The organism is Corynebacterium uropygiale (genome assembly GCF_021568315.1).
Classification (GTDB): domain Bacteria; phylum Actinomycetota; class Actinomycetes; order Mycobacteriales; family Mycobacteriaceae; genus Corynebacterium; species Corynebacterium uropygiale.
Genome location: NZ_JAKGSI010000003.1, coordinates 355182 through 380993 on the forward strand (window position 1 = coordinate 355182; position 25812 = coordinate 380993).

The following is a 25812-nucleotide window of genomic DNA, read 5'->3' on the forward strand; positions in this document are numbered from 1 at the left end:
ATGCTGGGATGGCAGGACGAGCGGGCCCTCGGCGAGGTTCTCCCGGAGAAGGAAGCCCGCGCGCTTACCCAGCATCTCGGGCTCAGCACCGTCAGCGAGCTACTGGAATACTATCCGCGCAGCTACAGCCGCCACGGGGACATGACGAGCCTCGCCGCCGCCCAGGAGGGGGACACCATCAGCTTCCTTGGCGAGGTCAGCCACGCGCGCGTCGTCCACGCCGGGAAGAAGAGCCGGCTCACCCTCCGCGTGCGCAACGGCGCGGAGAGCATCGCCGTGACGTTCTTCCACTCTCCCTACGCGGCCCGCCTCCTTACCGACGGCACCCAGGTCATGCTCACCGGCAAGCTCTCCTTCTTCCGCGACGCGCCGCAGCTCACCCAGCCGAACTTCTTTGTCATCGCCCCCGGGCCCGGTTCCGCCGCCCACGGCGGGGAGGGCACCGGGATCCTCAAGGCGATGGCCGCCTACCCCGGGCACTCCCTCGACACCACCCTGCTCGAGCGCGACTACCTGCCCATCTACCCGGCCACCGCCCGCCTCGCCTCCTGGCGGATCTTGGCCGCCATCCACCACGTCCTCGAGGGACTCCCACCCATCCCCGAGCCCCTCAACCCGCCACCCAGCGACCTCCCAGGCCTCGACGACGCCCTCCGCGGCATCCACGAGCCCGGGCCCGAAGGCCCCCGCGCCGCCCGCGAGCGGCTGAAGTACAACGAGGCGCTGGGCCTCGCCCTCGTCATGGCCGTCCGGCGCGCCGACCACGAACGTCGCCCTGCCCCGGCCTGCCCGGGTGCGGCCCCCGGCGCGGACTCCTCCGTCGAGACTCTCCAATCCCATCTCCCCTTCGAGCTCACCGAGGGGCAGCGCGCCGTCTGCGCGGAGATCATGGCCGACCTTTCCCGGGACACGCCCATGTCCCGCCTCCTCCAGGGGGACGTGGGATCCGGGAAGACCGTCGTGGCGCTCCTCGCCATGCTCCAGGTGGTGGACTCCGGGCGGCAATGCGCGTTGCTCGCGCCCACCGAGGTCCTCGCCGCGCAGCACGCCCGCTCTCTCATGGGCCTCATTGGGCGCGCCGGGTTGGGGACGAGCGTGGTGACGCTCTCCGGCTCGATGGGGACGGCGGCGAAGCGCGAGGCGCTGCTGGCCATCATGAGCGGCCAGGCGGACATTGTGGTGGGCACGCACGCGCTCATTCAGGACTCGGTGGAGTTCTTCGACGTGGGGCTCGTCGTGGTCGATGAGCAGCACCGATTCGGCGTGGAACAGCGGGACCAGCTGCGCACCCAGGGCAGGGACGGGCTGGTGCCGCATCAGCTCGTCATGACGGCCACCCCCATCCCCCGCACGATCGCCATGACGGTGTTCGGGGATCTCAGCGTCTCGGTGCTGTGGGAGCTGCCGGGCGGGCGGCGCCCGATCCAGACGACAGTGGTCCCCGTCGAGCGCCAGGTGTGGATGGCACGCGTGGATGAGCGCATCCGCGAGGAGGTGCAGCGGGGCCACCAGGTATATATCGTGTGCCCGCGCATCGAGAACGAGGGCGGGGTGCTGGACTATTACTCGCAGGTCACGGCCCCCGGCGGCGCCTTCGCGGATCTTCGCGTGGAGCTCCTCCACGGCCGGATGAGCGGGGAGGAGAAAGACGCCGCGATGGCCCGCTTCAGCAAGGGGGAGGCGGATATCCTCGTCGCGACCACCGTCATCGAGGTGGGCGTCGACGTCCCCAACGCCACCATGATGGTCATCCGGGAGGCAGAGAACTTCGGTATCAGCCAGTTGCACCAGCTGCGCGGCCGCGTGGGGCGGGGCAGCGAGGATTCGCTCTGCCTCCTCCTCACCAGCGCGGAGGTGGGCACACCCGCCCACGAGCGGCTCGTGGCTGTGCAATCCACCACGGACGGTTTCCGTCTCGCTGAGGAGGACCTCAGCCACCGCGAGGAGGGGGACGTGCTGGGCACCCGGCAGTCTGGGCACACCCGCTCGCTCAAGCTCATCAGTGTTGTCGACGACGGCGACCTCATCGCCCGCGCCCACGAGGACGCCGCCGCCTTCGTACGCGCCGATCCGGCGGCTGCTGCCCGGCTGGCGGGGCAGTTGGACGACGTCGACTATGGCTATCTCGACAAAAGCTAGGTGCGATACCCTACGGGTATGAATATTTGCGCCCCCTTCGCGGGAATCGTGCACTACCAGGTGCAGCCGGGCCAGGCGGTGGACACTGGTGACGTGCTCGCTATCGTGGAGGCGGTCAAGCTGGAGGCCCCCGTGTATTCCCCGGGGCCGGGCACAGCAACGACGTTTCAGCACCCTGACTTCGCCGATGTGTCCGGCGGAGATCTCTTACTCATCGTGGAGGAGCACTGATGTCCCAGCCGAGGATCATTTCCGGCATCGCCCGCGGCCGCAAGCTCAAAGTGCCGCCGGAGGGAACGCGCCCGACCTCCGATCGCGCCAAGGAGGGGCTCTTCTCCTCCCTCCAGGTGCGCTTCGGATTCGAGGGGCGCACGGTCCTCGACCTCTTCGCCGGCACCGGGGCCCTCGGGCTCGAGGCGCTGAGCCGCGGCGCCCAGGAGGTGGTTCTGGTGGAGAACCAGCGCCAGGCGCTGGCCGTCATCCGCTCGAACGTGGAGAAGGTGGGCCTTCCGGGGGCGACGGTCGTCGAGCAGCAGGCGTCGAGCTATGTGGCCACCGCGCCTCGGCGGCACTTCGACCTGGTCCTGGCCGACCCTCCCTATGATCTCAGCACGGAGACGGTGGAGGAGATCCTCCGGGCGCTCGAGCCGCTCCTTGCTGACGAGGCCATGGTGGTCATCGAGCGTCACGTGGACTCACGCGAGCCCGAGTGGCCTGAGGGCTATGAGCCCACCAACCAGAAGCTGAAGAAGCGGACCTATGGGATCGCGCGCATGGACATGGCGTTCTTCCACCGGGAGGAGAAGGAATGAAGGTCGTCTGCCCGGGGAGTTTTGACCCGATCACGAATGGGCACCTCGACATCATCGAGCGCGCGGCGCAGCAGTTCGATGAGGTCGTCGTGCTCGTGACGGGGAATCCCCAGAAAACCAGCGGATTGTTCACCCTCGAGGAACGGGTGGAGCTCATCCGCGAGGCCGTCGCCCCCTGGCCCTCGGTGAGCGTGGAGTGGTGGTCCAGCCTGCTCGTTGACTACACGAGCAGCCACGGCGTGGACGCGATTGTCAAGGGCCTGCGCAGCTCCCTGGACTACGAATACGAGCTCCCCATGGCGCAGATGAATCGCCGGCTCTCCGGCATTGACACGCTCTTCTTCTTCACCTCTCCGCAGTGGGGCTATATCTCCTCGACCCTCCTCAAGGAGGTGGCCCGCTATGGCGGAGCGATTGCGGATCTCGTGCCCCCGGGCGTGGCCGCCGCGATCGAGCGGAAGTGGGGCACCCAGGGCACAGATTAAGGCCCGGCGGCGGGGAGCGTTACCGAAAAATCCCGTCACCGAGCCCTGGGCTCTGCGTTGCGCGGGCGCCGCGAGGGCCCGCGCTAACTTGTCCTAGAGGAGGCTGGACAGGAAGGTCCGGGTCCGCTCGTGCGTGGGGTGATCGATGACGCTGCGTGGATCTCCCGCCTCCACGATGACCCCGCCATCCATGAAGGCGACGGTGTCCGCCACCTCGCGGGCAAAGCCGATCTCGTGGGTGACGACGAGCATCGTCATTCCCTGCTCCGCCAGGTTGCGCATGACGCGGAGAACCTCGCCCACGAGCTCCGGGTCCAGCGCGGAGGTCGGCTCATCGAAGAGCATGAGCTTGGGCTCCATGGCCACCGCCCGCGCGATGGCGACGCGCTGCTGCTGCCCGCCGGAGAGCTGGGCGGGGTAGGCATCCGCCTTGTGCTCGAGGCCCACCTCGGCCAGGAGGACGCGAGCTTTGTCCTCAGCCTCCTTCCGGCCGATGCCCTTGACGTGAATGGGCGCTTCGATGATGTTCTCCAGCGCCGTGCGGTGGGGGAAGAGGTTGAAGGACTGGAAGACCATCCCGATGTCCGCGCGCTGCTTGGCGGCCTCTTTCGCGGAGATCTCGTAAAGCGTACCGTTGCGCTCCTTGTAGCCGATGAGTTCGCCGTCGACGTATAGCCGGCCAGCGGTGATCTTCTCCAAGTGATTCACGCAGCGCAGGAGCGTGGACTTGCCGGAACCGGAGGGGCCGATGAGGCAGGTCACGGTGCCCTGGGGAACCTGGAGATCAATGCCCTTGAGGACCTGCTGGGGGCCGAAGGACTTGCAGACCTGCTGGCAGTCAATCATGGGGGTGGACATGCTTAGTGGCTCCCTTTCTTCGGCGGGGTGGACACGATGGTGACGTTGTGGGGAACGGCGCCTTCGGCGTCGGTGAGGGCGGCGAGCTGCCGCCCGGTCAGCTCGCGGCTGGCCCCGCGATCATAGTGCTTCTCCAGGAAGTACTGGCCCACCATGAGCAGCGAGGTGATGAAGAGGTACCACGTCGCGGCGACGAGGAGCAGCGGGACGGGTTGGAAGAGCGAGTTCGCAATATCAATGCTGCGTCCGTAGAGCTCCGCCGTGTACGGAACGGCGACGACGAGGGAGGTGGTCTTCAGCATGGAGATGAGCTCGCTTCCCGTCGGCGGGATGATGATCCGCATCGCCTGCGGCAGCACGGTGCGGCGCATGGTGAGCCACCAGCTCATACCGAGGGCCTGGGAGGCCTCCATCTGCCCGGCCGGGACGGCCTGAATACCGGAGCGAACGATCTCCGCCATGTAGGCCGCCTCGTTGAGCCCGAGGCCGATGACCGCGAGGAGGAACATGTTGGACAGGAGATCCTGCAGGTCAATCTCGGTGAAGCCCAGGTTGAGGCTCTGGTAGATGGAGCCCAACAGGCCCCAGAAGACGAGCTGCACATAAATCGGGGTGCCACGGAAAATCCAGAGGTATGCCCACGCCACGGTCTTGAGCAGCACGTTGGGGGACATCCTCATGACCGCGACGAGCACGCCAAGCACCACGCCGATGAGCATCGCGAGCACCGTGAGCGCCAGAGTGTGCAGGGCGGCCGTGGCCACCCGCGTGTCAAAAAGGTAGGCGGCGTAGGTGGACCACCCATAGGCCTCGTTGTTGAGGGCAGAGATAATGAACCACGCGAGCAGCGCGACGATGATCGCGGCGGCGATCCAACGCCCCGGGTGGCGAAGGGGTTTGGCCTGGATGGGCTGAGGCTGGGGAGGGTTCGGAGTGTCCTGCATGTTTCCGTTAATCCTTCGTTCCGAGCGGCTGTTCGTTGATGAGGGCGCGGTCTAAGTAGCCCTCGTGGATGTTCCACTGTTGGAGGAGGCGGGCGTACTCGCCGGTATCAATGAGGTGCTGCATGGCGGCGCCGAGGGCCGGGCCCAGGGGAGACCCCTTGGGCACGGCATAACCATAGGGCGCGGCTTGGAACATCTCTCCGGTGGTCTCGATCTTCCCGTTCGCCCGCTCGATCGCCCAGGAGGTCACCGGGGAGTCGGCGGACAGCGCGTCAGCCCGGCCGAGGACCAGGGCCGTCGCCGCGTTGTCCGAGGTGTCATAGGCCAAGACCTCGATCGGTTCCTTGCCCTCGGCGAGGCACTGCTCAGCCTTGGGACGGACGTCGTCGGTCTCGGAGACGGTGGTCCGCTGGACCGCGACGGTCAGCCCGCACGGATTGTTGGGATCGACGTGGTCGCCGGTCTGCTGCGCCCACTGCACGCCGGCATAGAGGGAATTGACGAAGTCATAGTTGGCTCGCCGCTCCTCGGTATCGGTGAAGCCCGTGCCACCGAAGTCGATCGTGCCGGCGGACACCGCGGGGAGGATCTTCGAGAAGTCCTGCTCGACAGGGCGGAGCTCCAGCCCCATGACGGAGGCGAGCGCGCGCCCGAGGTCGATCTCCAGGCCGATGATGTTTCCCTCCGAGTCCTTAAACTCGAAGGGAGCGAAAGGCGGGTTCGTCCCCATGGTGAGATAGCCCTTGGCGGAGATCTCTGGGGGTACCATCGCGGCGATCTCGTCGACGGCCGCGGGAGTGATAGGTTCCCAGCCCTCGGGGTTTCCCGTCTCATGATTGGTGACGCACCCCGTGAGGAGCGTTGCGGAGAGGAGAATCCCTAGCGCCGGGCGGAGAACAGGGCGCGAGAATGTCATGATGAAGAGTCTAATAGCCGCCTTGAGAAAAACTTAAGACGGGTGTTTCTCGCTTGGTGCGGCCGTGCTCCCGGCGCGGGCCAGGCCCCACTTCTCCGCCGCGATGACCAGAAGCACCACGCCCATGCCGACGGCCACCATGAGGACGGGCAGCGCGACGGGGTCCTGCGGCCCGCTGAGCGCCCCGGACTCATCCTGCCACGGCCACAGCGCGCGCAGCGAGCCCAGCATGAGCCCGCCCATGGCGGCGAGGGTGAGGTCGCGATACCTGGTCATGAGGTAGTCCAGCACACGGACGAAGAGTGCGAGCCCCAGCAGAGCGCCGGCCGCGAAGGCGAGCAGGGTGGGCACATGGCGCGCCGAGACGGCTGCCATCACCGGGGCGTAGAGACCCATCGCCAGGAGCACGAGGGAGCCGGATACCCCGGGGAGAACCAGCGCGCACACCGCCACCGAGGCAGCGAAGAAGATGGCAATGAGCGGGGGATGAGCGTGCGGCTCCGAGACCTGGCTCGTCGAGAGGAAGGCGAGGGCAGCCCCCACGAGGATGATCAGCCCGTAGAGCGCCTGCCGTCGTCGAGGAACCCGCCAGGCCATCATGCTGAGTGGTACGGCGAGGGACATGAGCACCATGCCAAAAAAGAGCCCCCGGCTCGTCTCCGGATGGTGGGTGACGAAGGCGTGGAGGACCGAGGAGAGCGAGAAGACCGCGCCCGCCATGCCGATCCCCACGGGCAGGAGCAGCCCCCAGTCCACCGCCCGCGCAGCGTCCTTGAACTCGGAGGGTCGGCGAAGAAGCACCTTGGCGCAGTGGAGCAGCGCGTGAGCGGCGTGCAGGGCTCGTTCATAAATCCCGACCACGAGCGCCACCGTCCCGCCGGAGATCCCGGGGACGAGCTCCGCCATCCCAATGAGGACGCCGCGGAGGACATTGAGGACAACAGACAGAAGAGACACGCGGGGAGGAGAGATACTCATGAGTTCCTTCACTGGGAATGGATGCGGAATCCACGCGGCGGATGGGGGAGGGGCCCACGGGTACACACGGGGGCGTTTTGTCGGATACACGTCGGACAAAAACGATAAAAACACCGCCGGTGCACCTCATCCGTGCACCGGCGGCACGACGTCGTCGGTTGAGTGCCCCAGGTGAGACTCGAACTCACACTGGACGGGTTTTGAATCCGTTGCCTCTGCCAATTGGGCTACTGGGGCGGAGTCACTCGGATTAGCATAGCCGATGCCCCGCCAAACTCCACATCGTGGGGAGCAGCGTCACACTCGCCTACACTCGGGACACGTGACTGAGAAGACTCAACCCCAACGACTCCTCCTCATCGACGGACACTCCATGGCCTTCCGCGCCTTTTATGCGCTCCGGGCCGAGAACTTCATGACGTCGGGCGGCCAGCACACCAACGCCGTCTACGGCTTCCTCAGCATGTTCAGCGGGATCCTTCGCGAGGAAGAGCCCACGCACGTCGCGGTGGCTTTTGACGTGGGGCGCACCACCTTCCGCTCGGAGAAATTCCCGGCGTACAAGGCCCAGCGGGACGCCACGCCGGAGGAGTTCCATGGGCAGGTGGATCTCCTCAAGAAGGTTCTCGACGCCCTGGGCGTCCAGTGGCTCGAGAAAGAGAATTTTGAAGCCGATGACATCATCGCCACCCTCGCCACCCGCGCCGAGGCGGAGGGCTTTGACACACTCATTGTCACGGGCGATCGCGATTACCTCCAGCTCGTCACCGACGACGTGACGGTGCTCTACCCGGAGCGCGGCATGTCCAACCTCCGCCGCTACACCCCGGCCGCCGTCGAGGAGCGCTACGGGGTGAGCCCCACCCAATACCCGGACATGGCGGCGCTGCGGGGGGACAGCTCGGATAATCTCCCGGGCGTGGTGAAGGTCGGCCCAAAGACCGCCACCAAGTGGATTAGCACCTATGGCAGCCTCGACGCCCTCATCGAGCACGCCGATGAAATCAAAGGCGTGGTGGGCAACAACTTCCGGGAGAGCATCGAGCAGGTGCGCCTCAACCGCTACCTCACCCAGATGATCCGCGACCTCGATCTCCCGATCGGCCCCGACGGAGCTCTCCTCGGGGAGGTCGATCGCAACGCCGTCGCCACCCTCTTCGACGAGCTCCAATTCGGCACCCACCTGCGCGAACGCCTCCTTAGCATCATGGCGCCGGGGGAGGACCCCAGCGCTGCGGAGGAGGATGAGCCCCACGCTGAGCTCGTGGACGAGAGCCTCGAGGACTTCCTCCGGGCACGGAAGGATCGCCCGCTGGCCATGGTCGTCGAGGGGAACCCCGACCCCGCCGAGGGGGACGCGCGGGTGCTCGCGCTCCTCGATGAGGAGCGCCGTGCCATCGTCGTCGAGCTTGAGGAGCTCAGCGCAGCGGAGGAGACGGCGCTCGTCGAGCGCCTCGAATCCGGCACCCCGCTCTATGTCCATGACTCCAAGGCCGCCGCCCACATGCTGCGCGGGCGGGGCATCACGCTACGCGGTGTGGCGCAGGACACCTTCCTCGCGGCCTATCTCCTCCGGCCGGGGCAGCGCACGTACTCTTTGGAGACCATCTACCAGCGCCATCTCCAGCGCCACTGGGAGCGGGAGGGGGAGGAGTCCGGGCAGCTCTCCCTTCTCGACGACGGCTCAGCGGCCCGCGAGCTCGCCGCGAAGGCGCTGGCTGTCCTGCAACTCGTCGAGGCGCTCTCCCGCGAGCTGCAGGAGATCAACGCCTATGAGCTCTACGCTGACCTGGAGCTTCCCCTCGCGAGCATCCTCGGCGAAATGGAGAACGCCGGTATTGCGGTGCGCCTCGACGTCCTTGAGGAGCTGCTGGAGGAGTACGTGGCGGCCGTCGATCAGGAGGTGGAGGAGGCCAGGAACCTCGTCGACGAGCCCACCCTCAATCTCTCAAGCCCCAAGCAGCTGCAGTCTGTGCTCTTCGAAAAGCTCGAGCTCCCCAAGACGAAGAAGACCAAGACCGGCTACTCCACCGCGGCGAAGGAGATCGAGCAGCTCGCGGTGCAGCACCCGCACCCCTTCCTCGATCACCTCCTCGCGCACCGCGAATACTCCAAGATGAAGAGCACCATCGAGGGACTCATCGCCGCCGTGCGACCCGATGGCCGCATCCACACCACCTTCAATCAGACGATCACGACGACGGGACGCCTCTCCTCCACAGACCCCAACCTCCAGAACATCCCGGTGCGCACGGCGGCGGGCCGGAAGATCCGCTCGGCCTTCACCGTGGGCGAGGGCTATGACACCCTCCTCACTGCGGACTACTCGCAGATTGAAATGCGGGTCATGGCGCACCTGTCCGAGGACGCCGGGCTCATCCACGCCTATCAATCCGGGGAAGACCTCCATAATTACGTCGGTTCCCAGGTGTTCGACGTCCCGATCGACGGCGTCACCCCGGAGCTGCGCCGCCGCGTCAAGGCGCTGTCCTATGGCCTGGCCTATGGGCTCTCCGCCTACGGGCTCTCCCAGCAGCTGGATATTCCAGCGAAGGAAGCCAAGTCCATCATGGAGAGCTACTTTGAGCGCTTCGGCGGGGTGCAGAGCTATCTCCAGCAGGTGGTTCACCAGGCCCGCCTGGACGGCTACACCAGCACCCTCTTCGGCCGGCGCCGCTACTTGCCCGAGCTGAGTTCCACGAACCGCGTGGCCCGGGAGAATGCCGAGCGCGCCGCGCTCAACGCGCCCATCCAGGGAACAGCGGCGGACATCATTAAGGTGGCGATGATCCGGGTGGACCGCGCCCTGTCCGAGGCTGCGCTGAGTTCCCGGGTCCTCCTCCAGGTGCATGACGAGCTGGTCGTCGAGGTCGCTCCGGGAGAGAAGGAAAAGGTGCGGGAGATCGTCGAGCGGGAGATGGATAGCGCCATCGCGCTCCGGGTGCCGCTGGAGGTCTCCGTGGGCATGGGTGCAAACTGGCACGATGCGGCCCACGATTAGGCCTCAGAGAGGGGCCGATGTGAAAGTTCGCACACTGCCGATCTTCCCTCGTGTTCCAGTTGAATTAGCAGGTCGAGATGGGTAGTGTTAGGCCCACGTGTCCGTGAGACGGCGTGTGTCCATCGCGATAGGAGGTGGAAGCGCGCCTAATCGGGATCAGAAAAGCCCACGTCAGGGGCAGTCTGAGAGACACGCACTCTGTCCGCAACGATTTCCTATCCAACTCGGAGCACTAACCATATGCCCAACTCTCAAACCCCTCAGGTAGCCGTCAACGATATCGGTTCCGCTGAGGACTTCCTCGCCGCAGTCGATGCCACCATCAAGTACTTCAATGATGGCGACATCGTCGAAGGTACCGTCGTCAATGTCGATCACGACGAAGTTCTGCTCGACATCGGCTACAAGACTGAGGGTGTTATTCCCTCCCGCGAGCTTTCCATCAAGCACGATGTCAATCCCGAAGAGGTCGTCGAGGTCGGCGATCAGATTGACGCGCTGGTGCTGACCAAGGAAGACAAGGAAGGCCGCCTCATTCTCTCCAAGAAGCGTGCGCAGTACGAGCGTGCCTGGGGTGCTATTGAGGAGCTTCAGGAGAAGGACGAGCCGGTTACCGGTACCGTCATCGAGGTCGTCAAGGGCGGCTTGATCCTGGACATCGGACTCCGCGGCTTCCTCCCGGCATCCCTGGTGGAGATGCGTCGCGTCCGCGACCTCGAGCCCTACATCGGCCAGGAGCTGGAGGCCAAGATCATCGAGCTGGACAAGCACCGCAACAACGTCGTGCTGTCCCGCCGCGCCTGGCTCGAGCAGACCCAGTCCGAGGTCCGCTCCGAGTTCCTGCACCAGCTGCAGAAGGGCCAGGTTCGCAAGGGCGTTGTGTCCTCCATCGTCAACTTCGGCGCTTTCGTCGACCTCGGTGGGGTCGACGGCCTGGTTCACGTCTCCGAGCTGTCCTGGAAGCACATCGACCACCCGTCTGAGGTTGTCACCGTGGGCGACGAGGTCACCGTCGAGGTTCTCGACGTCGATCTCGACCGTGAGCGCGTGTCCCTGTCCCTCAAGGCCACCCAGGAAGATCCGTGGCGCGTCTTCGCCCGCACCCACGCCGTGGGCCAGATCGTCCCGGGCAAGGTCACCAAGCTCGTTCCGTTCGGCGCCTTCGTTCGCGTCGAGGAGGGCATCGAGGGCCTCGTCCACATCTCCGAGCTGGCTCAGCGCCACGTGGACGTGCCGGACCAGATCGTCAACGTGGGCGAAGAGGTCATGGTCAAGGTCATCGACATCGACCTCGAGCGTCGTCGCATCTCCCTCTCCCTCAAGCAGGCGGATGCCGACTTCAACGAGGAGTTCGACCCGACCAAGTACGGTATGGCCGACTCCTACGACGAGCAGGGCAACTACATCTTCCCCGAGGGCTTCGATCCGGAGACCAACGAGTGGATGGAGGGCTACGAGGACGCCCAGCGCGAGTGGGAGACCCGCTACGCCGAGGCGGAGCACCGCTACCAGCTCCACGTTGCTCAGATTGAGCGTCACCGTGCGGCCGCCGCGGAGGCCGCCGAGCAGGAAGCCAACTACTCCTCCGAGTCCGATGAGGGTGCAGCTTCCTCCTACAACAACGAGTCCGCTCACGCCGGCACCCTCGCCAGCGACGAGCAGCTCGCCGCTCTCCGTGAGAAGCTGACCGGCAACTAAGCCCCTCGGCTCTCACCCCAACCCGGGCGCGTCCACGCGACGCCCCGGGTTTTCTGTGTTTTAAATCTCATTCCATTCGGGCATAAACGGACACATTACCCTGTGACTTTCTGTTTGGCACGACGTATAATCGACACGTCGGGAACAGAAACCACTCTCTCGGGAACAATTGTTCGTTGTCGCGCGGGTGGCATCTGTTCACTCTGAGAAGGGGACACGTGTATCTCGTGCTCCCCGTGTCATGGATGGAAAGGTGTCCACATGGCGTCGACGACAACTACGTCGCAACACATCCTGGACCACATCGGTGGTCCACAGAACGTCACCTCCTTCACGCACTGCGCAACCCGTCTGCGCTTCCAGCTGGCAGACCAGGCCAAGGCTGATATCGAGGCCCTGGAATCGGATCCGGCGGTGCTCGGTGTGGTGAAGCAGGGGAGCACAGGCCTGCAGATCATCATGGGGGGAGGTGTAGCGGAGTACTACCAGAGCATTAACGCTCTCCCCGGGATGGGTGAGAAGAAGGCGGCCGCGAAGGATTCCTCGAAGAAGGAATACGGCGGCGTCCGCGGCAAGTACAGCTGGGTGGATTATTGCTTCGAGTTCCTGTCGGATACCTTCCGCCCGGTTCTGTGGGCCCTGCTGGGTGCGTCGCTCATCATCACCATCCTCGTTCTCCTCGACACCGCGGGTGTCCAGGACTTCCGCCAGGAGATGACGGAGCAGCCGCCGACGTTCCAGTTCCTCCACGCCATGTGGCGCTCGGTCTTCTACTTCCTGCCGATTATGGTGGGCGCCACCGCGGCGCGGAAGCTCGGCGCCAATGAGTGGGTGGGCGCTGCCATCCCCGCCGCTCTCTTCACCCCGGAGTTTATGGGCATGAAGGAGAGCGCGCAGGAGATCGCCACCAACGTTGAGGGCCAGTCGGCCTTCAAGACCGAGGTCTTCCACCTGCCCATGTACATCAGCGACTACGGCGGACAGGTCTTCCCGCCGATCTTCGCGGCGGTGTTCCTCTACTTCGTGGAGAAGGGTCTGAAGAAGATCATCCCGGGCGCGGTGCAGATGGTCTTCGTGCCTTTCTTCTCCCTGCTCATCATGATCCCGTTCACCGCCTTCGTTGTGGGCCCGATCGGTCTCAAGGCGGGTAATGGCATCGCCACGATGCTCTACGCCATCAATGACTTCTCGCCGTGGGTCCTCGGCATCGTGATTCCTCTGCTCTACCCGTTCCTCGTCCCGCTGGGCCTGCACTGGCCGCTCAACGCGATCATGATCGTGAGCCTCAATAGCCCGGCTGGCTACGACGTCATCCAGGGCCCCATGGGTGCGTGGAACTTCGCCTGCTTCGGTGTGATTAGCGCCGTGTTCTTCCTCTCCGTCAAGGAGCACAACCCCCAGATGCGGCAGGTGTCCGCTGGTGGCGTCTTCGCCGGCCTCCTCGGCGGTATTTCCGAGCCCTCCCTCTACGGTGTGCTCCTGCGCTACCGCCGCTCCTACTACCGCCTGCTCCCGGGCTGCTTCCTCGGCGGTGTCGTCGCTGGCTTCTTCGGAATCAAGGCCCACGCCTTCGTCTTCACCTCGGTGCTCACAGTGGGCGCCATGGACCCGATTGGTGGCTACGTGCTCGCCATCGTCGTCGCGTTTGCCACGTCCTTCTTCCTCACCTTCTTCCTCGATTACCGCACCCCGGAGGAGAAGGAAGCCATGCTCGCGCAGATGGAGGCCGAGCGTGCCGACGCCAGCTCTGCCGAGGATGAGCGCGTCACCGCCCTCAACGACACGGACTCCGCAGCGGCCGCTCCCGCCGCTGGCGCTGCCGCTGGGGCCGGGGCTGCTGGCGCTGCTGGCGCTGCCGGTGCTGCCGGCGCGACGGCGACGGCCACCCAGGCCAAGCCGGTCAAGACCGCCCTCGAGCCGGGCGCCACGACGCAGGTCGGCGCCCCGCTGGCCGGCGAGGTCGTGAGCCTCAGCGAGGTCCCGGACCCCGCCTTCGCCGGCGGCGCGCTGGGCCAGGGCGTGGCCATTAAGCCGAGCGGGAACACCATCGTCGCTCCCGCTGACGCCACGGTCCTTGCCGCGCAGAAGACCGGTCACGCGGTGGGCCTTCGCCTGGATAACGGCATCGATCTGCTCATCCACATTGGCATCGACACCGTCCAGATGGGCGGGGAGGGCTTCACCGTCCACGTCGAGCGCAAGCAGAAGGTGAAGGCGGGCGATACCCTCATCACCTTCGACCGCCAGAAGATCCACGAGGCCGGCTACCCGGACATCACCCCGATCATCGTGACGAACACGAAGAAGTTCGCCTCCGTCGAGGGCGTGAGCGGCTCCACCGTTGCCGAGGGGGATCACATCCTCACCCTCACCGCCCCGTCCGGCGAATAACCGAATAACCCTGGGGTCGTTCGCGACCCTCCCCCGTGTGGCTCCCTCACCATCTGTGGTGGGGGAGCCATTTATCATGGGTGGCATGCTGACAATTGGACTGACGGGAGGAATCGGCAGCGGAAAATCCACGGTCTCGGCGCTCCTGCGCGAGCGGGGGCTCACCGTTATCGACGCCGATCAGATCGCCCGCGACATCGTCGAACCCGACCAGCCCGCATTCGCCGAGCTCGTCGCCCACTTCGGTGAGGGGATTATTGGCGACGACGGCCACCTCAACCGCCCTGAGCTTGCCCGCCTCGCTTTCGCGGCGCCGGAGGAGACGGCCGTTCTCAACCAGATCACACACCCGCGGATCACGGAGGAAACGGCCCGTCGCTTCGCGGAGGCGGCCGCCCGCGGGGAACGGGCGGTGGTCTACGACATGCCCCTGCTCATCGAGAATGGGCACGATAAGGACATGGACCTCGTTGTCGTGGTGGAGGTCGACCGGGCGGAGCGGATCCGCCGCCTCGTCCAGACACGAGGACTGGCGGAGGAGGACGTGCGTCGGCGCATGGCGGCCCAGGCCAGCGACGGCGAAAGGAGAGCCGCAGCGGACGTCGTCATCGATAACAATGGCGCCATCGCGGACCTTGAGCCCGCCATCGATGCCCTCCTTGAGAGGATCGATCAGTACGCCTCGTAGTCGTCCACGCCGACGCGGATGTGGTGCTCACCGGCCGTGCAGTGGATGTCGACCTCGGGGGTGACGGTGCATGTCATCCCCTCGAACGTGAGGGACTGACCGGCTTCGAGCACCTGCGTGCCTTCGAAGGCGCCGAGGGGTCGGTTGACCTCCGCCACCCCACCGGAGGTCGGGCTGAGGCGCAGCGCGTTGGCGGTGGAGGTACTGGCGTTCAGCCGGCAGAGAGTCTGCGCCTGAGGCTGATCGGGCCCCGCGGGGTGCATCTCGCAATAGTCTCCGCGCGTGGTGGTGAACATGAGGCCCGGTTGCTCCGGGAAGAGTGCCGACGCCGCGAATCGGGCGGGGTCCGCCGGGGTGCTGGTGTCCTCTGGGCCGGCTGGGGCAGAGGTGCTGGATGGGGCGGCTGCGGGGGAGTTGTCCGCGGCGCTTGAGGTGGATGGTGCATCCGGGGTCGAGTGAGAGGAGGACGGCGTCGTCGTGACGGTGCTGGTGCTCGTGGTGGCGGGGGAGGATTCGCCGGAGCAGCCCGTGAGGACAAGCATGCTGATGCCTGCGGCGGCGACGCAGATACGTGGAGGCGTGGTGAATCTCATGGGTCCAGGTTAGGCGTGATTCATTGAACGTACCAACGAGTGCGCGTGGGGATGTGCGCGGGTGAACGCGTACCCTAGTAGCCATGGCTTTTGCTGCTGAACATCCGGTGTTGTCCTATTCAGAGTTCCGTCCGGTGGGCGAGGTGGAGCGTACCGAGGGGACGTTCCGCGTCGAGTCGGAGTACCAGCCCTCAGGGGATCAGCCCACCGCCATCAAGGAACTGGATGAACGCCTGCGACGAGGGGAGCGGGACGTCGTTCTCATGGGCGCGACGGGTACCGGTAAGTCCGCCACCGCCGCGTGGCTCATTGAACAGCAGCAGCGCCCTACGCTGGTTATGGCGCCGAATAAGACGTTGGCGGCCCAGCTGGCCAATGAGCTCCGTCAGCTCCTTCCGCATAATGCCGTGGAGTATTTCGTCAGCTATTACGATTATTACCAGCCTGAGGCGTATATCGCCCAGACGGATACGTATATCGAGAAAGACTCCTCTATCAATGAGGACGTCGAACGCCTCCGCCACTCCGCAACATCCGCCCTGTTATCACGACGCGACGTCGTGGTGGTGAGCTCTGTGTCCTGCATTTATGGCCTGGGTACCCCGCAGTCCTATCTGGACCGCTCACTTGTGCTCCGCGTGGGCGAGGAAGTCGAGCGTGATCAGTTCTTAAGAGTCCTCGTGGATATCCAATATGACCGCAATGATGTGGCCTTTACCCGCGGCGCCTTCCGGGTAAAGGGAGACACGGTGGACATCATTCCGGCCTATGAGGAATTGGCCGTGCGGGTGGAGTTCTTCGGGGATGAAATCGACGCCCTGTACTACATTCACCCGCTGACGGGGGATGTCGTGCGCTCGGTGAATGAGTTGAGGATATTCCCGGCCACCCATTATGTGGCTGGTCCGGAGCGGATGGAGAAGGCCATCGAGAATATTAAAAAGGAGCTGGAGGAGCGCCTGGCTCAGCTCGAAAATCGTGGGAAGCTGCTGGAGGCTCAGCGCCTGCGGATGCGGACGGAATACGACCTTGAGATGATTCAGCAGGTGGGATTCTGTTCGGGGATTGAGAATTATTCTCGGCATATTGATGGCCGCGAGGCGGGCTCCGCCCCGGCGACCCTCATTGATTATTTCCCAGAGGATTTCCTCACGATTATCGACGAGTCCCACGTCACCGTTCCCCAGATCGGTGGGATGTATGAGGGGGATATGTCGAGAAAGCGGAACCTCGTCGAGCACGGTTTCCGCCTGCCTTCGGCCCTCGATAACCGCCCGCTCACCTGGGATGAATTTGAGGATCGCGTGGGGCAGACCGTGTATATGTCGGCCACCCCGGGGAATTATGAGCTCACCGCGAGCGGCGGGGAGTTCGTCGAGCAGATTATTCGCCCGACGGGGCTCGTTGATCCCAAGGTGACCGTGAAGCCCACGAAGGGCCAGATTGATGACCTCATCGAGGAAATCCGCCAGCGCACGGACAAGGACGAGCGGGTGCTCGTTACGACGCTGACGAAGAAGATGGCGGAGGACCTTACGGATTACCTGCTCGACATGGGCATTCGGGTCCGCTATCTCCACTCGGATATTGATACGCTCCAGCGCGTCGAGCTCCTTCGGCAGCTGCGCCTGGGGGAGTACGACGTGCTCGTCGGCATCAACCTCCTGCGCGAGGGCCTGGATCTCCCGGAGGTGTCGCTCGTCGCGATCCTCGACGCGGACAAGGAGGGCTTCCTGCGATCCTCCACCTCACTCATCCAGACGATCGGACGCGCCGCGCGCAACGTGTCGGGCGAGGTCATCATGTACGCGGACACCGTCACCGAGTCCATGCGCTACGCCATTGATGAGACGGAGCGCCGCCGCGAGAAGCAGATCGCCTATAACGAGGAGCACGGCATCGACCCGCAGCCGCTGCGCAAGAAGATCGCTGACATCCTCGACCAGGTCCACGAGAACAGGGGAGAGGAACCCACCTCGGGCGAGCGCGGCGACGCGGCGGTGGCCGGCAGTGGCGGGGAGCGTCGGGACATCTCGGGCATGCCGGCGGAGCAGGTCCAGCAGCTCATCGACGATCTCACCGCCCAGATGGGCGAGGCGGCTCGCGAGCTGAAGTTCGAGTTGGCGGGGCGTCTGCGCGATGAAATCGCGGATTTGAAGAAGGAACGACGCGGCCTCGAGGATATGGGGATGTAAGCGGCTACGCTCGGTCAATCCTGGTAAAACAGTGTGATGGGACTGTGGCGGGATCACCCACCCGCCGCGCACAGGACAGAAAGAGGCAAGGTGAAGTACTCGAGGATTGCCGTCGGAACCGATGGCTCGGCGGAATCGATGAAGGCGGTGGCCACGGCAGCGAGCCTGGCCCAGGCCTATGGCGCGGAGCTCACGATCGTCTGCGCCTTCTACGGAAACTCGGGGTCCCTCCTGGACGCGCCCCATGGTAAGGGCTCGACGTCCATCCCGGTCATCAGCGACGAGCGCGCCCAGGAATTCCTCGCCGAGGCGCGGAGGGTCGCCCAGGGTGAGGGGGCGCAGAAGATTGAGGTCCTCGCGAAGGAGGGCTCGCCCGTTGACGTCTTGTTGCACGCCGTCGAGGAGTCCGGCATTGAGCTCCTTGTCATGGGAAACCGCGGTGTGAAGACGCTGGCGGGCCGCGTTTTTGGCAATATTCCCACCGGGGTGGCGCGCCACGCGAACGTGGATGTGATGCTCGTCAACACGGAAAAACATCCCTGACGCGCGTAGACTACCCATTGCTAGAATGAGCGACATCCGACATCAAAGATTTCTTCGAGGGAAGGCTTTATGAGCGACTGCTATTCGACGATCGTCGTCGGAACTGATGGTTCCAATTCCTCTTTGCTTGCGGTGGAGCGGGCGGCGCGCATTGCGTCTGCTTTCGACGCCACGCTGATTGTGGGCTCGGCCTACTATGAGACCAAGGAGGAAGCCTCCAAGACCCTGCGTCAGGACTCCGTCACCGTCGTCGGTGATGAGACCGCCCAGAAGAACCTGGAGACCGCCTCCGCCCACGCGGAGAAGTTCGGAGTCACGAAGGTGAAGACCGAGCTCCGCGCCGGCACCCCGGTGCAGGCGCTCATGGCCATCGTCAATGACAACGACGCTGACCTGCTCGTCGTCGGTAACCGCGGCATCAACTCCCTGACCGGCCGTCTCCTGGGCTCCGTCCCAGCGGATGTGGCTCGTCAGTCGGACTGCGATGTCATGATCGTCCACACGGTCAAGTAGGAGAATCCGCACAAGGATAGGAGGGCGCCTGCCGCAAGTGCCCTCCGCACTGGAGGCCCGGGATCTGTCCGAGAAGATCCCGGGCCTTTGGCATGCACGCGGGCGTCCTAGTCGTTGGCCTCCGCGGCCTCTCGCAGGTCGTCCGGCACGTCCCCGATGATGCTAAGGCTCTGCGTGGCCCGCGTCATCGCGACGTAGAGGTCCTGCCAGCCCTGTGGGGAGTGCTCGACGATCTCCTGCGGCCTCACGAGCACGACGTGGTCAAACTCCAGGCCCTTGATGAGCTCGACGGGCTGGACCTCCCCCTCCGCGGTGGCCCCGATGGCCGCCACGAGCCGCTCGGGGTCTTCCGAGCGCAGCTGGGTCAGGAGCTCGGCGGGATCGGTGTCCTCGGGGTAGAAGCGGAGGGCGTCCGGGACATCGCGGACTGGGGTGGCCGTCGGCGCCTCCGGATCGATGATCGAGAGAACCCGCTGGGCATAGTCGCTGATCGCGCGCGGGGTCCGGTAGTTGATGGTGAGGGCATGGTGCCGGTAGCGGCGCTGAACGAAGGGCGCCAGGGTCTCGGACCACGCGTCGACGCCGGCGGGGGAGCCGGTCTGGGCGGTATCCCCAACGATCGTCATCCACCGCGAGGGGCAGCGCCGCATGACCATGCGCCATTCCATGGGGGAGAGCTCCTGCGCTTCGTCGACGACGACGTGCCCATACGCCCAGGTGTAGTCGCTGCGGGCTCGCTGCGCGGTGGTCCGGCGATCGCGGACCTGCTGGCGCCTGGCGAGCGTCTCGGCGTCGATGACGTCGTGGGCGCTGAGGATCTCGGCTTCGAAGTCCTCGTCATCTGTGTCGGTATTGGCCGAGCCGGTGAGGATATCGAGCGCCTCTTGGGCCTCGGTGACCTGGGCGCGCCATTCTTCGTCGGAGCGTCGGCGCTCCTCCTCGGGATCGGCGGCCCCGATGAGCACGGCGAGTTCGTCGAGGAGGGCGGCGTCGCTCGGCGCCCACTCGGAGCCGGGCGCGCGATACAACGCCTCCTGGGTCTCCTCGTCGTAGGCATGGGCAGCGCGGGCGATGCGCTCGCGATCCTCCAGCAGGGCGCGGAGCACGCTCGGTGGGTCGAGCTCGGGCCAGAACTCCTCGACGAGCTCCTGGATGATGGGCTCATCCGCGAGGTCGTCGTGGAGCTGGTCGACGTCGGCCCCGCTGAGGAGGTTCGCGCCGCCGAGCGGGTCGCTCCCGATCCTCTCCGCCATGTGCCGCGCGAGTTCCTCGAGCAGCGTGTCGCGGAAGATCGCCTGTGCGAGGTTGTGGGGCTTCCGGGAGCGACGGGCTCGGGTGCGCGCGGCCTTCACCATGGCGGGGCTGAGCCGCAGGGTGATCCCCTCGACCACGTAGTCGCGCTCGCCGGCGGGGAGGGTCTCGTAGCGGCGCACATCTTCTTTGAGGATCGTCGCCATTTCCTCCGAGCCCTTGATCTCACGCACGAGCAGGCTCTCCTCCGCCGTCCCGTGGACCCCGGGGAAGAGGTCGCCCACTGTGGAGAGCACCGTGCCGGTTTCCCCGAGCTCCGGAAGGACGTGCGAGATGTAGTCGAGGAAGGTGCGGTTCGGCCCGATGATGAGCACACCCGTGTGCGAGAGCTGTTCCCGCCACGTGTACATGAGGTAGGCGACGCGGTGAAGCGCCACGGCCGTTTTCCCCGTTCCGGGCCCGCCCTCCACGATCATCACGCCTCGCGAGGGGTCCCGGATAATGTCGTCCTGCTCCTGCTGGATGGTCTCCACAATGTCATGCATGTGGCCGGTCCGCGCGGCGTCGAGCGCGTGGAGCAGGGTGGATTCGGTGCCGACGCCGCCTCGCTGCGTCCCGGCCTCAGCGCCGGAGAGGTATTCATCATCCACCGACGTGACGGTCCGCCCATGGGTCCGGATGTGGCGGCGGAGCGTGACGCCTTCGGGGTGGGCGGTGGTCGCCAGGTAGAAGGGGCGCGCCATGGGCGCGCGCCAGTCGAGGAGCAGCGTCCGATAGTGCTCCTCCCGGGCGTCGAGCCCCATGCGGCCGATGTAGCGGCGGTCCATCCCCGGCTGCCCGGGAACGGGGTTGTCGATGCTCTCGGGTTCATCGGCGGTGATGTCGATGCGCCCGAAGACGAGCCCGAGCTGCGCGAGGTTGAGCTTATCCAGCCTGGCGTTCAGCGCATGGTATTCGGTCTCACGCTGGACGAGGGCCTCCGCCGCCGGGTTCGCAGGATCCGTGTTGAGCTGCACGGCCCGCAGCCGCTCCGTGGCGTGCTCGACCTCGGCGTCGAGTCGGGCGAAGAGGCTGTTGACATAGGCCTGTTCACGGGCCACATCGTCCGTGCTCTCCGCTGCATGGTTGTGCTGCTCACTCATGGTGTTCTGGTGTCCTCCGTCGCGACGCATAGACCTCTCAGCGTAGAACAGATAAGGAAAACCCCGCCACCCGCTGCATGGGTGCAGCGTGGACGGGGCTCGAGGCGCAGGATTTAGAAGTCGAACTTGTCGGCGAGCTTCTTCTGAGCCTTCTTCAGGGCCTTGTCAGCGTGCTTCTGCAGCTTCTGGGCCTTCTTCTGAGCGCGCTTGGCGCTGCGGGAGTTGAGCTTCTTGTCGGCCTTCTTCTGGGCGGTGGACAGCGCGGAGTCCGCGCGATCCTGGGCCTTGGAGGCCACCTTGACGACGTGCTTCCGGGCCGTCTCGGAGTTGTCCTTGGCGCTCTTGAGCCAGTCCTCCTTGTTGTCCTCGATGTAGTCGCGGGCGGACTCGGTGAGGTCCTGAACCTTGTCGCTGAGGCTCGAGGCGCTGGACTTCACGGTGTCGATCCAGTCCTCCTTGTTGTCCTCGATGTAGTCGCGGGCGGTGGAGGCGTAATCGGAGGCCTTGTCGGAGGCGTCGGCGAAGAACTCCTTGGCGTTGGCCTGGAACTTCTCGGTCTCGGACTTAGTCGGCAGCGCCTGCTGGACGGCCTTGGAGGCACGCCACTTGAGGCCCGGACGGCCCTCGGTGTCGAGGGAGGTGATGGCGAGGCCGCCCAGGAGGGCGACGTTCGTGAGGAATCCCTGCTTGCGCGCCTTCTTCTCTTCCTCCTCCTGGGTCTCCCAGAAGGCGTGGCGGGCGAGGATGGTCGGGATAGTGAGAACGGTGAGGGTGCCGGCGGCGAGGCGCGGAGCCTTGCCAAGCGCCAACGCGGAGGCCGCGCCCACCTTGGTGCCGCCCACAGCACGGGCGACGAGCTTCGGGTCCTCGGGGAGCTGCTTAGCGTACTTGCGGGGCAGCAGGGAACGCACGCGCTTGAGGACCTGCTCGGTGCCTTCGACGTGGGCATCGACGTTTACGAGGGTGTCAACGCCATCGACGATGTAGGCCGATGCGAGCATCGGGCGTGCAATCTTCCGAATCATGTGTCTGTTCGCTCCTAACTCGGTGCGCGAATATGGCCTTCTCTGTAATCGTACGCGACTATCACGGAAAGATAGCTTTTACCACCGGCGTTCCCACCACTCGGCGAGGTGCGGACGCTCGGCGCCGAGTGTAGTGGAGTCCCCGTGACCGGGGTGAACGATGGCCTCATCTGGGTATTTCTCGAAAATCCGCTCTTTGACATCCTCAAAGAGGCGGACAAAGTCCGATTCGCTCGTTGTCTTTCCTAAGCCGCCGGGAAAGAGGCTATCTCCCACGAACAGGTGGGTCTCCCCATCAATCTCGGCTGCGATGGCGAGGCCACCGGGGGTATGGCCCCGGAGAATCATGACGGGGAAGGAGAATCCATTCCAGTCCAGGGTATCGCCGTGGTGGAGCTCGACGTCGGGAGCCACGGGGAGGGCGGGCGCGTCGAGGAAGGAAGCCCAGTGCGTGGCGTGGGTGGCGTCGAGAACCTCGCGGAGGGCGCGGACGTGGTCGTGGTGCCGGTGGGTGGTAAGAACCCCGGTGATGCGGACTCCCGCGTCCTCCGCGAGTTGGAGCAGACGCGGGGCGTCGTCGGAGGCGTCGATGAGGAGGCCCTCGCCGCCCGCGCAGAGGAGGTAGCAGTTGTTGTCCATCGAGGAGACGGAGACGTGCTGGAGTGAGAGAGTGTTCGTCATGCCTCACCAGCGTACGGGAGGCGGCGGGAACTATGCAGTGCGGGCCAATCGTTGCTATGTTCGATGAAGTAGATTTTTTCCAAGGTGGGAGCAGATAGCGTGGCAGATCGCCTCATTGTCCGTGGTGCCCGGGAGCACAATCTCAAAGGGGTGGATATTGACATCCCCCGTGATGCGCTCGTGGTCTTTACGGGGCTGAGTGGCTCGGGGAAGTCCTCGCTGGCATTCGACACAATTTTCGCTGAGGGGCAGCGGCGGTACGTCGAGTCCCTGTCCTCCTATGCCCGCATGTTCCTCGGGCAGATGGACAAGCCGGATGTCGATTTCATCGACGGTTTATCCCCCGCTGTATCCATCGACCAGAAGTCCACCAACCGCAACCCGCGCTCGACGGTGGGCACCATCACCGAGGTCTATGACTACCTTCGCCTGCTGTTTTCGCGGGCCGGCACCGCGCATTGTCCGGTGTGTGATGCGCCAGTGAGTCGCCAGACCCCGCAGCAGATTGTCGACCAGGTTCTAGAGCTGGAGGAGCGGCTGAAGTTCCAGGTCTTGGCTCCCGTCGTGCGGACCCGGAAGGGCGAGTTTGTCGACCTCTTCCAGGATCTCGCGGCGCAGGGTTACGCGCGCGTGCGGGTGGATGGGGAGGTGTACCCGCTCTCGGATCCGCCGACCCTCAAGAAGCAGATCAAGCACGATATCGACGTGGTCGTGGATCGCCTCCAGGTCAAGCAGAGCCAGCGGCAGCGCCTCACCGATTCCATCGAGACGGCCCTGGCGCTCGCCGACGGCGTCGTCGTCCTCGAGTTCGTGGGGCTCGACGAGGACGATCCTCGCCGTATCATGCGTTTCTCGGAGAAGATGGCCTGCCCCAACGGCCACACACTCCACGTTGATGAGCTGGAACCGCGGGCCTTCTCCTTCAACTCGCCCTATGGTGCGTGCCCGGATTGTGATGGCCTCGGGACTCGCACGGTGGTCGACGAGGAGCTCATCATCCCCGATCCCGAGGCCCCGCTGCGCCAGTGCGTCCAACCGTGGAAGTCGAGCCCCAATCACCGCTACTTCGAGAAGCTTGTGGACGGATTTGCCGCCGCGATGGGCGTGGACTCCCACGCGCCTTTCTCCGCGCTCAGCGCGCAGCACCAGCACGACTTCATCCACGGCACCAGCACCGAGGTGCACGTCCGCTACCGCAATCGCTTTGGCCGGCAGCGCAGCTGGACGGCGCCCTTCGAGGGCGTCATGGGGTACATGTACCGCAAGCTGGAGAACGCCGACACGGATTCTCAGAAGGAGCGGCTGCTCTCCTATACCCGGGAAGTGCCCTGCCCGACGTGCGAGGGGACCCGGCTCAAGCCGGAGATCCTTGCCGTAAGGCTGGCGTCGACGTCCCACGGGGAGAAGTCCATCGCGGGGCTGTGTGAGCTGAGCATTGAGGAGGCCTCGGAGTTCCTTGACTCCCTGGTCCTCGGCCCGCGCGAGGAAATGATTGCGGGCGCGGTCCTTAAGGAGATTCAGGCCCGCCTCCACTTCCTTCTCGACGTCGGCCTCAACTACCTCACCCTCAATCGCGCGGCCGGCACCCTGTCGGGCGGGGAGGCCCAGCGCATTCGTCTGGCCACGCAAATCGGTTCCGGCCTGGCAGGTGTTCTCTATGTTCTCGACGAGCCGTCGATCGGACTCCACCAGCGCGATAATCACCGGCTCATCGAGACGCTGAAGCGGTTGCGGGACATTGGCAACACGCTCATCGTCGTCGAGCACGATGAGGACACCATCCGCGCGGCGGATTACCTCGTCGACGTCGGCCCGCGAGCGGGCGAATACGGCGGGGAGATCGTCTACCAGGGCGAGCCCGCGGGGATCCTCGAGACGGAGGAGTCGCTCACGGGGGCGTATCTCTCGGGCCGGCGTGTGCTCGGCGTCCCGGAGGAGCGGCGTCCCATCGATCGGGAGAAGATGCTCACCATCCGCGGGGCGCGGGAGAATAACCTCCAGGACATTGACGTGAGCATTCCGCTGGGCGTGCTGGTGTGCGTGACGGGCGTCTCCGGTTCCGGGAAGTCCACCCTGGTCAACGAGGTGCTCGCGAAGAACCTGGCCAACGAGCTCAACCGCGCGCGCCTCGTGCCCGGGAAGGCGCAGAGGGTCGAGGGGATGGAGAACCTCGACAAGCTGGTCCAGGTCGATCAGTCGCCGATTGGGCGCACCCCGCGCTCGAACCCCGCGACGTACACGGGCGTGTTCGACAAGATTCGCACGCTCTTCGCGGAGACCTCCGAGGCGAAGGTTCGCGGCTACAAGGCGGGCCGTTTCTCCTTCAACGTCAAGGGCGGTCGCTGCGAGGCCTGCCGCGGCGAGGGCACCATCAAGATCGAAATGAACTTCCTCCCGGACGTCTATGTCCCCTGCGAGGTCTGCCATGGTGCCCGGTACAACCGCGAGACCCTCGAGGTGAAGTACAAGGGCAAGAACATCGCCGAGGTCCTCGACATGCCCATCAGCGAGGCGGCCGAATTCTTCAAGCCCATCACCGCCATCCACCGCTACCTCAACACCCTCGTCGACGTCGGTCTCGGCTACGTGCGTCTCGGGCAGTCCGCCACGACGCTGTCTGGCGGCGAGGCCCAGCGTGTCAAGCTGGCCTCCGAGCTGCAAAAACGCTCCAACGGGCGAACCATCTACATCCTCGACGAGCCCACCACGGGACTGCACTTCGAGGACATCCGCAAACTCATGCTCGTCATCCAGGGCCTGGTAAACAAGGGGAATACGGTGCTCATCATCGAGCACAACCTGGATGTCATCAAAGCCGCGGACTGGATTATCGACATGGGCCCCGAGGGCGGCTCGGGAGGCGGCACCGTCGTGGCCCAGGGCACCCCCGAGGACGTCGCCCGGGAGCCCGGGTCCTACACCGGGCAGTTCCTCGCCGAGCTTCTCGACGTGAGATAGT

General features: G+C 65.2%; 20 protein-coding genes and 1 tRNA gene. 12 read left to right on the forward strand and 9 right to left on the reverse strand.

All coding sequences use genetic code 11. The annotated features are described in order from the left end of the window. Genes L1O03_RS07540 through coaD form a run of 4 tightly spaced genes read left to right on the forward strand, consistent with a single transcriptional unit; the run spans position 1 to position 3436 of the window. On the forward strand, positions 1-2139 hold the full coding sequence (locus L1O03_RS07540; RefSeq protein ID WP_236119154.1) for an ATP-dependent DNA helicase RecG: 2139 nt from the start codon (positions 1-3) through the stop codon (positions 2137-2139). Positions 2140-2157: 18 nt separating this feature from the next. Further along, positions 2158-2370: an acyl-CoA carboxylase biotin carboxyl carrier protein subunit gene (locus tag L1O03_RS07545; RefSeq protein WP_236119155.1), complete on the forward strand. Its 213-nt coding sequence runs from the start codon at positions 2158-2160 to the stop codon at positions 2368-2370. Beyond that, positions 2370-2951: a 16S rRNA (guanine(966)-N(2))-methyltransferase RsmD gene (gene rsmD, locus L1O03_RS07550; RefSeq protein WP_236119156.1), complete on the forward strand. Its 582-nt coding sequence runs from the start codon at positions 2370-2372 to the stop codon at positions 2949-2951. The genes L1O03_RS07545 and rsmD overlap by 1 nt, the downstream gene beginning before the upstream one ends. Next, on the forward strand, positions 2948-3436 hold the full coding sequence (gene coaD, locus L1O03_RS07555) for a pantetheine-phosphate adenylyltransferase (protein ID WP_236119157.1): 489 nt from the start codon (positions 2948-2950) through the stop codon (positions 3434-3436). Before rsmD ends, coaD begins: the two co-directional genes overlap by 4 nt. A gap of 93 nt (positions 3437-3529) precedes the next feature. On the opposite strand, the gene L1O03_RS07560 is transcribed toward coaD, so the two are convergent. The 5 genes from L1O03_RS07560 to L1O03_RS07580 all read right to left on the reverse strand — a co-directional run bounded on the left by L1O03_RS07560 (position 3530) and on the right by L1O03_RS07580 (position 7369). Further along, positions 3530-4294 (reverse strand): amino acid ABC transporter ATP-binding protein, encoded by a 765-nt coding sequence (locus tag L1O03_RS07560; protein ID WP_275949260.1) that lies wholly within the window; start codon positions 4292-4294, stop codon positions 3530-3532. 2 nt (positions 4295-4296) lie between these two features. Further along, a complete protein-coding gene (locus L1O03_RS07565; RefSeq protein ID WP_236119158.1) occupies positions 4297-5238 on the reverse strand; it encodes an amino acid ABC transporter permease in 942 nt (313 codons plus the stop codon). A gap of 7 nt (positions 5239-5245) precedes the next feature. Continuing rightward, positions 5246-6154, reverse strand: coding sequence for an ABC transporter substrate-binding protein (locus tag L1O03_RS07570; RefSeq protein ID WP_236119159.1), 909 nt, complete (start codon positions 6152-6154; stop codon positions 5246-5248). A 33-nt stretch (positions 6155-6187) separates the two neighbouring features. Further along, entirely contained in the window at positions 6188-7132 is a 945-nt protein-coding gene (locus L1O03_RS07575; protein ID WP_236119160.1) for a DUF368 domain-containing protein, read from the reverse strand. Positions 7133-7295: 163 nt separating this feature from the next. Next, positions 7296-7369 (reverse strand) — tRNA-Leu (locus L1O03_RS07580). Positions 7370-7505: 136 nt separating this feature from the next. On the opposite strand from L1O03_RS07580, the gene polA reads away from it, so the two are divergent. The 4 genes from polA (at position 7506) to coaE (ending at position 14910) form a co-directional block, all read left to right on the forward strand. Beyond that, a complete protein-coding gene (gene polA / locus L1O03_RS07585; RefSeq protein WP_236119212.1) occupies positions 7506-10133 on the forward strand; it encodes a DNA polymerase I in 2628 nt (875 codons plus the stop codon). A gap of 240 nt (positions 10134-10373) precedes the next feature. Further along, positions 10374-11831 carry a 30S ribosomal protein S1 gene (gene rpsA / locus L1O03_RS07590; RefSeq protein WP_236119161.1) on the forward strand — a complete coding sequence of 486 codons (1458 nt, stop codon included), beginning with the start codon at positions 10374-10376 and terminating at the stop codon, positions 11829-11831. Between the two features lie 261 nt (positions 11832-12092). Next, on the forward strand, positions 12093-14222 hold the full coding sequence (locus L1O03_RS07595) for a glucose PTS transporter subunit IIA (RefSeq protein WP_236119162.1): 2130 nt from the start codon (positions 12093-12095) through the stop codon (positions 14220-14222). A gap of 85 nt (positions 14223-14307) precedes the next feature. Continuing rightward, the gene (coaE, locus tag L1O03_RS07600; RefSeq protein WP_236119163.1) at positions 14308-14910 is read left to right on the forward strand and encodes a dephospho-CoA kinase; all 603 of its coding nucleotides are present in this window, start codon (positions 14308-14310) and stop codon (positions 14908-14910) included. Here coaE and L1O03_RS07605 read toward each other — a convergent pair. Beyond that, on the reverse strand, positions 14895-15503 hold the full coding sequence (locus tag L1O03_RS07605) for a hypothetical protein (protein ID WP_236119164.1): 609 nt from the start codon (positions 15501-15503) through the stop codon (positions 14895-14897). The two genes, coaE and L1O03_RS07605, sit on opposite strands and share 16 nt — an antisense overlap. 83 nt (positions 15504-15586) lie before the next feature. Here L1O03_RS07605 and uvrB point away from each other — a divergent pair, with 83 nt between their 5' ends. From uvrB to L1O03_RS07620, 3 genes are all read left to right on the forward strand, one after another. Continuing rightward, a complete protein-coding gene (gene uvrB / locus L1O03_RS07610; protein WP_236119165.1) occupies positions 15587-17698 on the forward strand; it encodes an excinuclease ABC subunit UvrB in 2112 nt (703 codons plus the stop codon). 90 nt (positions 17699-17788) lie between these two features. Further along, positions 17789-18241, forward strand: coding sequence for a universal stress protein (locus tag L1O03_RS07615; protein ID WP_236119166.1), 453 nt, complete (start codon positions 17789-17791; stop codon positions 18239-18241). Between the two features lie 69 nt (positions 18242-18310). Next, on the forward strand, positions 18311-18754 hold the full coding sequence (locus L1O03_RS07620; RefSeq protein WP_236119167.1) for a universal stress protein: 444 nt from the start codon (positions 18311-18313) through the stop codon (positions 18752-18754). Between the two features lie 107 nt (positions 18755-18861). On the opposite strand, the gene L1O03_RS07625 is transcribed toward L1O03_RS07620, so the two are convergent. The 3 genes from L1O03_RS07625 to L1O03_RS07635 form a co-directional block, all read right to left on the reverse strand. Continuing rightward, positions 18862-21147 carry a HelD family protein gene (locus L1O03_RS07625; RefSeq protein WP_236119168.1) on the reverse strand — a complete coding sequence of 762 codons (2286 nt, stop codon included), beginning with the start codon at positions 21145-21147 and terminating at the stop codon, positions 18862-18864. A 113-nt stretch (positions 21148-21260) separates the two neighbouring features. Next, positions 21261-22172 carry a DoxX family protein gene (locus L1O03_RS07630; RefSeq protein WP_236119169.1) on the reverse strand — a complete coding sequence of 304 codons (912 nt, stop codon included), beginning with the start codon at positions 22170-22172 and terminating at the stop codon, positions 21261-21263. A gap of 78 nt (positions 22173-22250) precedes the next feature. Continuing rightward, positions 22251-22853 carry an MBL fold metallo-hydrolase gene (locus L1O03_RS07635; RefSeq protein WP_236119170.1) on the reverse strand — a complete coding sequence of 201 codons (603 nt, stop codon included), beginning with the start codon at positions 22851-22853 and terminating at the stop codon, positions 22251-22253. Between the two features lie 99 nt (positions 22854-22952). Here L1O03_RS07635 and uvrA point away from each other — a divergent pair, with 99 nt between their 5' ends. After that, entirely contained in the window at positions 22953-25811 is a 2859-nt protein-coding gene (uvrA, locus tag L1O03_RS07640) for an excinuclease ABC subunit UvrA (protein WP_236119171.1), read from the forward strand. The last annotated feature ends 1 nt before the right edge of the window (position 25812 follow it).

Bases quoted from the DNA above. Each gene is read 5' to 3' on its own strand.
- L1O03_RS07540 (WP_236119154.1), top strand. From the start codon at position 1: ATGCTGGGATGGCAGGACGAGCGGGCCCTCGGCGAGGTTCTCCCGGAG.
- L1O03_RS07545 (WP_236119155.1), top strand. From the start codon at position 2,158: ATGAATATTTGCGCCCCCTTCGCGGGAATCGTGCACTACCAGGTGCAG.
- rsmD (WP_236119156.1), top strand. From the start codon at position 2,370: ATGTCCCAGCCGAGGATCATTTCCGGCATCGCCCGCGGCCGCAAGCTC.
- coaD (WP_236119157.1), top strand. From the start codon at position 2,948: ATGAAGGTCGTCTGCCCGGGGAGTTTTGACCCGATCACGAATGGGCAC.
- L1O03_RS07560 (WP_275949260.1), bottom strand. From the start codon at position 4,294: ATGTCCACCCCCATGATTGACTGCCAGCAGGTCTGCAAGTCCTTCGGC.
- L1O03_RS07565 (WP_236119158.1), bottom strand. From the start codon at position 5,238: ATGCAGGACACTCCGAACCCTCCCCAGCCTCAGCCCATCCAGGCCAAA.
- L1O03_RS07570 (WP_236119159.1), bottom strand. From the start codon at position 6,154: ATGACATTCTCGCGCCCTGTTCTCCGCCCGGCGCTAGGGATTCTCCTC.
- L1O03_RS07575 (WP_236119160.1), bottom strand. From the start codon at position 7,132: ATGAGTATCTCTCCTCCCCGCGTGTCTCTTCTGTCTGTTGTCCTCAAT.
- polA (WP_236119212.1), top strand. From the start codon at position 7,506: ATGGCCTTCCGCGCCTTTTATGCGCTCCGGGCCGAGAACTTCATGACG.
- rpsA (WP_236119161.1), top strand. From the start codon at position 10,374: ATGCCCAACTCTCAAACCCCTCAGGTAGCCGTCAACGATATCGGTTCC.
- L1O03_RS07595 (WP_236119162.1), top strand. From the start codon at position 12,093: ATGGCGTCGACGACAACTACGTCGCAACACATCCTGGACCACATCGGT.
- coaE (WP_236119163.1), top strand. From the start codon at position 14,308: ATGCTGACAATTGGACTGACGGGAGGAATCGGCAGCGGAAAATCCACG.
- L1O03_RS07605 (WP_236119164.1), bottom strand. From the start codon at position 15,503: ATGAGATTCACCACGCCTCCACGTATCTGCGTCGCCGCCGCAGGCATC.
- uvrB (WP_236119165.1), top strand. From the start codon at position 15,587: ATGGCTTTTGCTGCTGAACATCCGGTGTTGTCCTATTCAGAGTTCCGT.
- L1O03_RS07620 (WP_236119167.1), top strand. From the start codon at position 18,311: ATGAGCGACTGCTATTCGACGATCGTCGTCGGAACTGATGGTTCCAAT.
- L1O03_RS07625 (WP_236119168.1), bottom strand. From the start codon at position 21,147: ATGAGTGAGCAGCACAACCATGCAGCGGAGAGCACGGACGATGTGGCC.
- L1O03_RS07630 (WP_236119169.1), bottom strand. From the start codon at position 22,172: ATGATTCGGAAGATTGCACGCCCGATGCTCGCATCGGCCTACATCGTC.
- L1O03_RS07635 (WP_236119170.1), bottom strand. From the start codon at position 22,853: ATGACGAACACTCTCTCACTCCAGCACGTCTCCGTCTCCTCGATGGAC.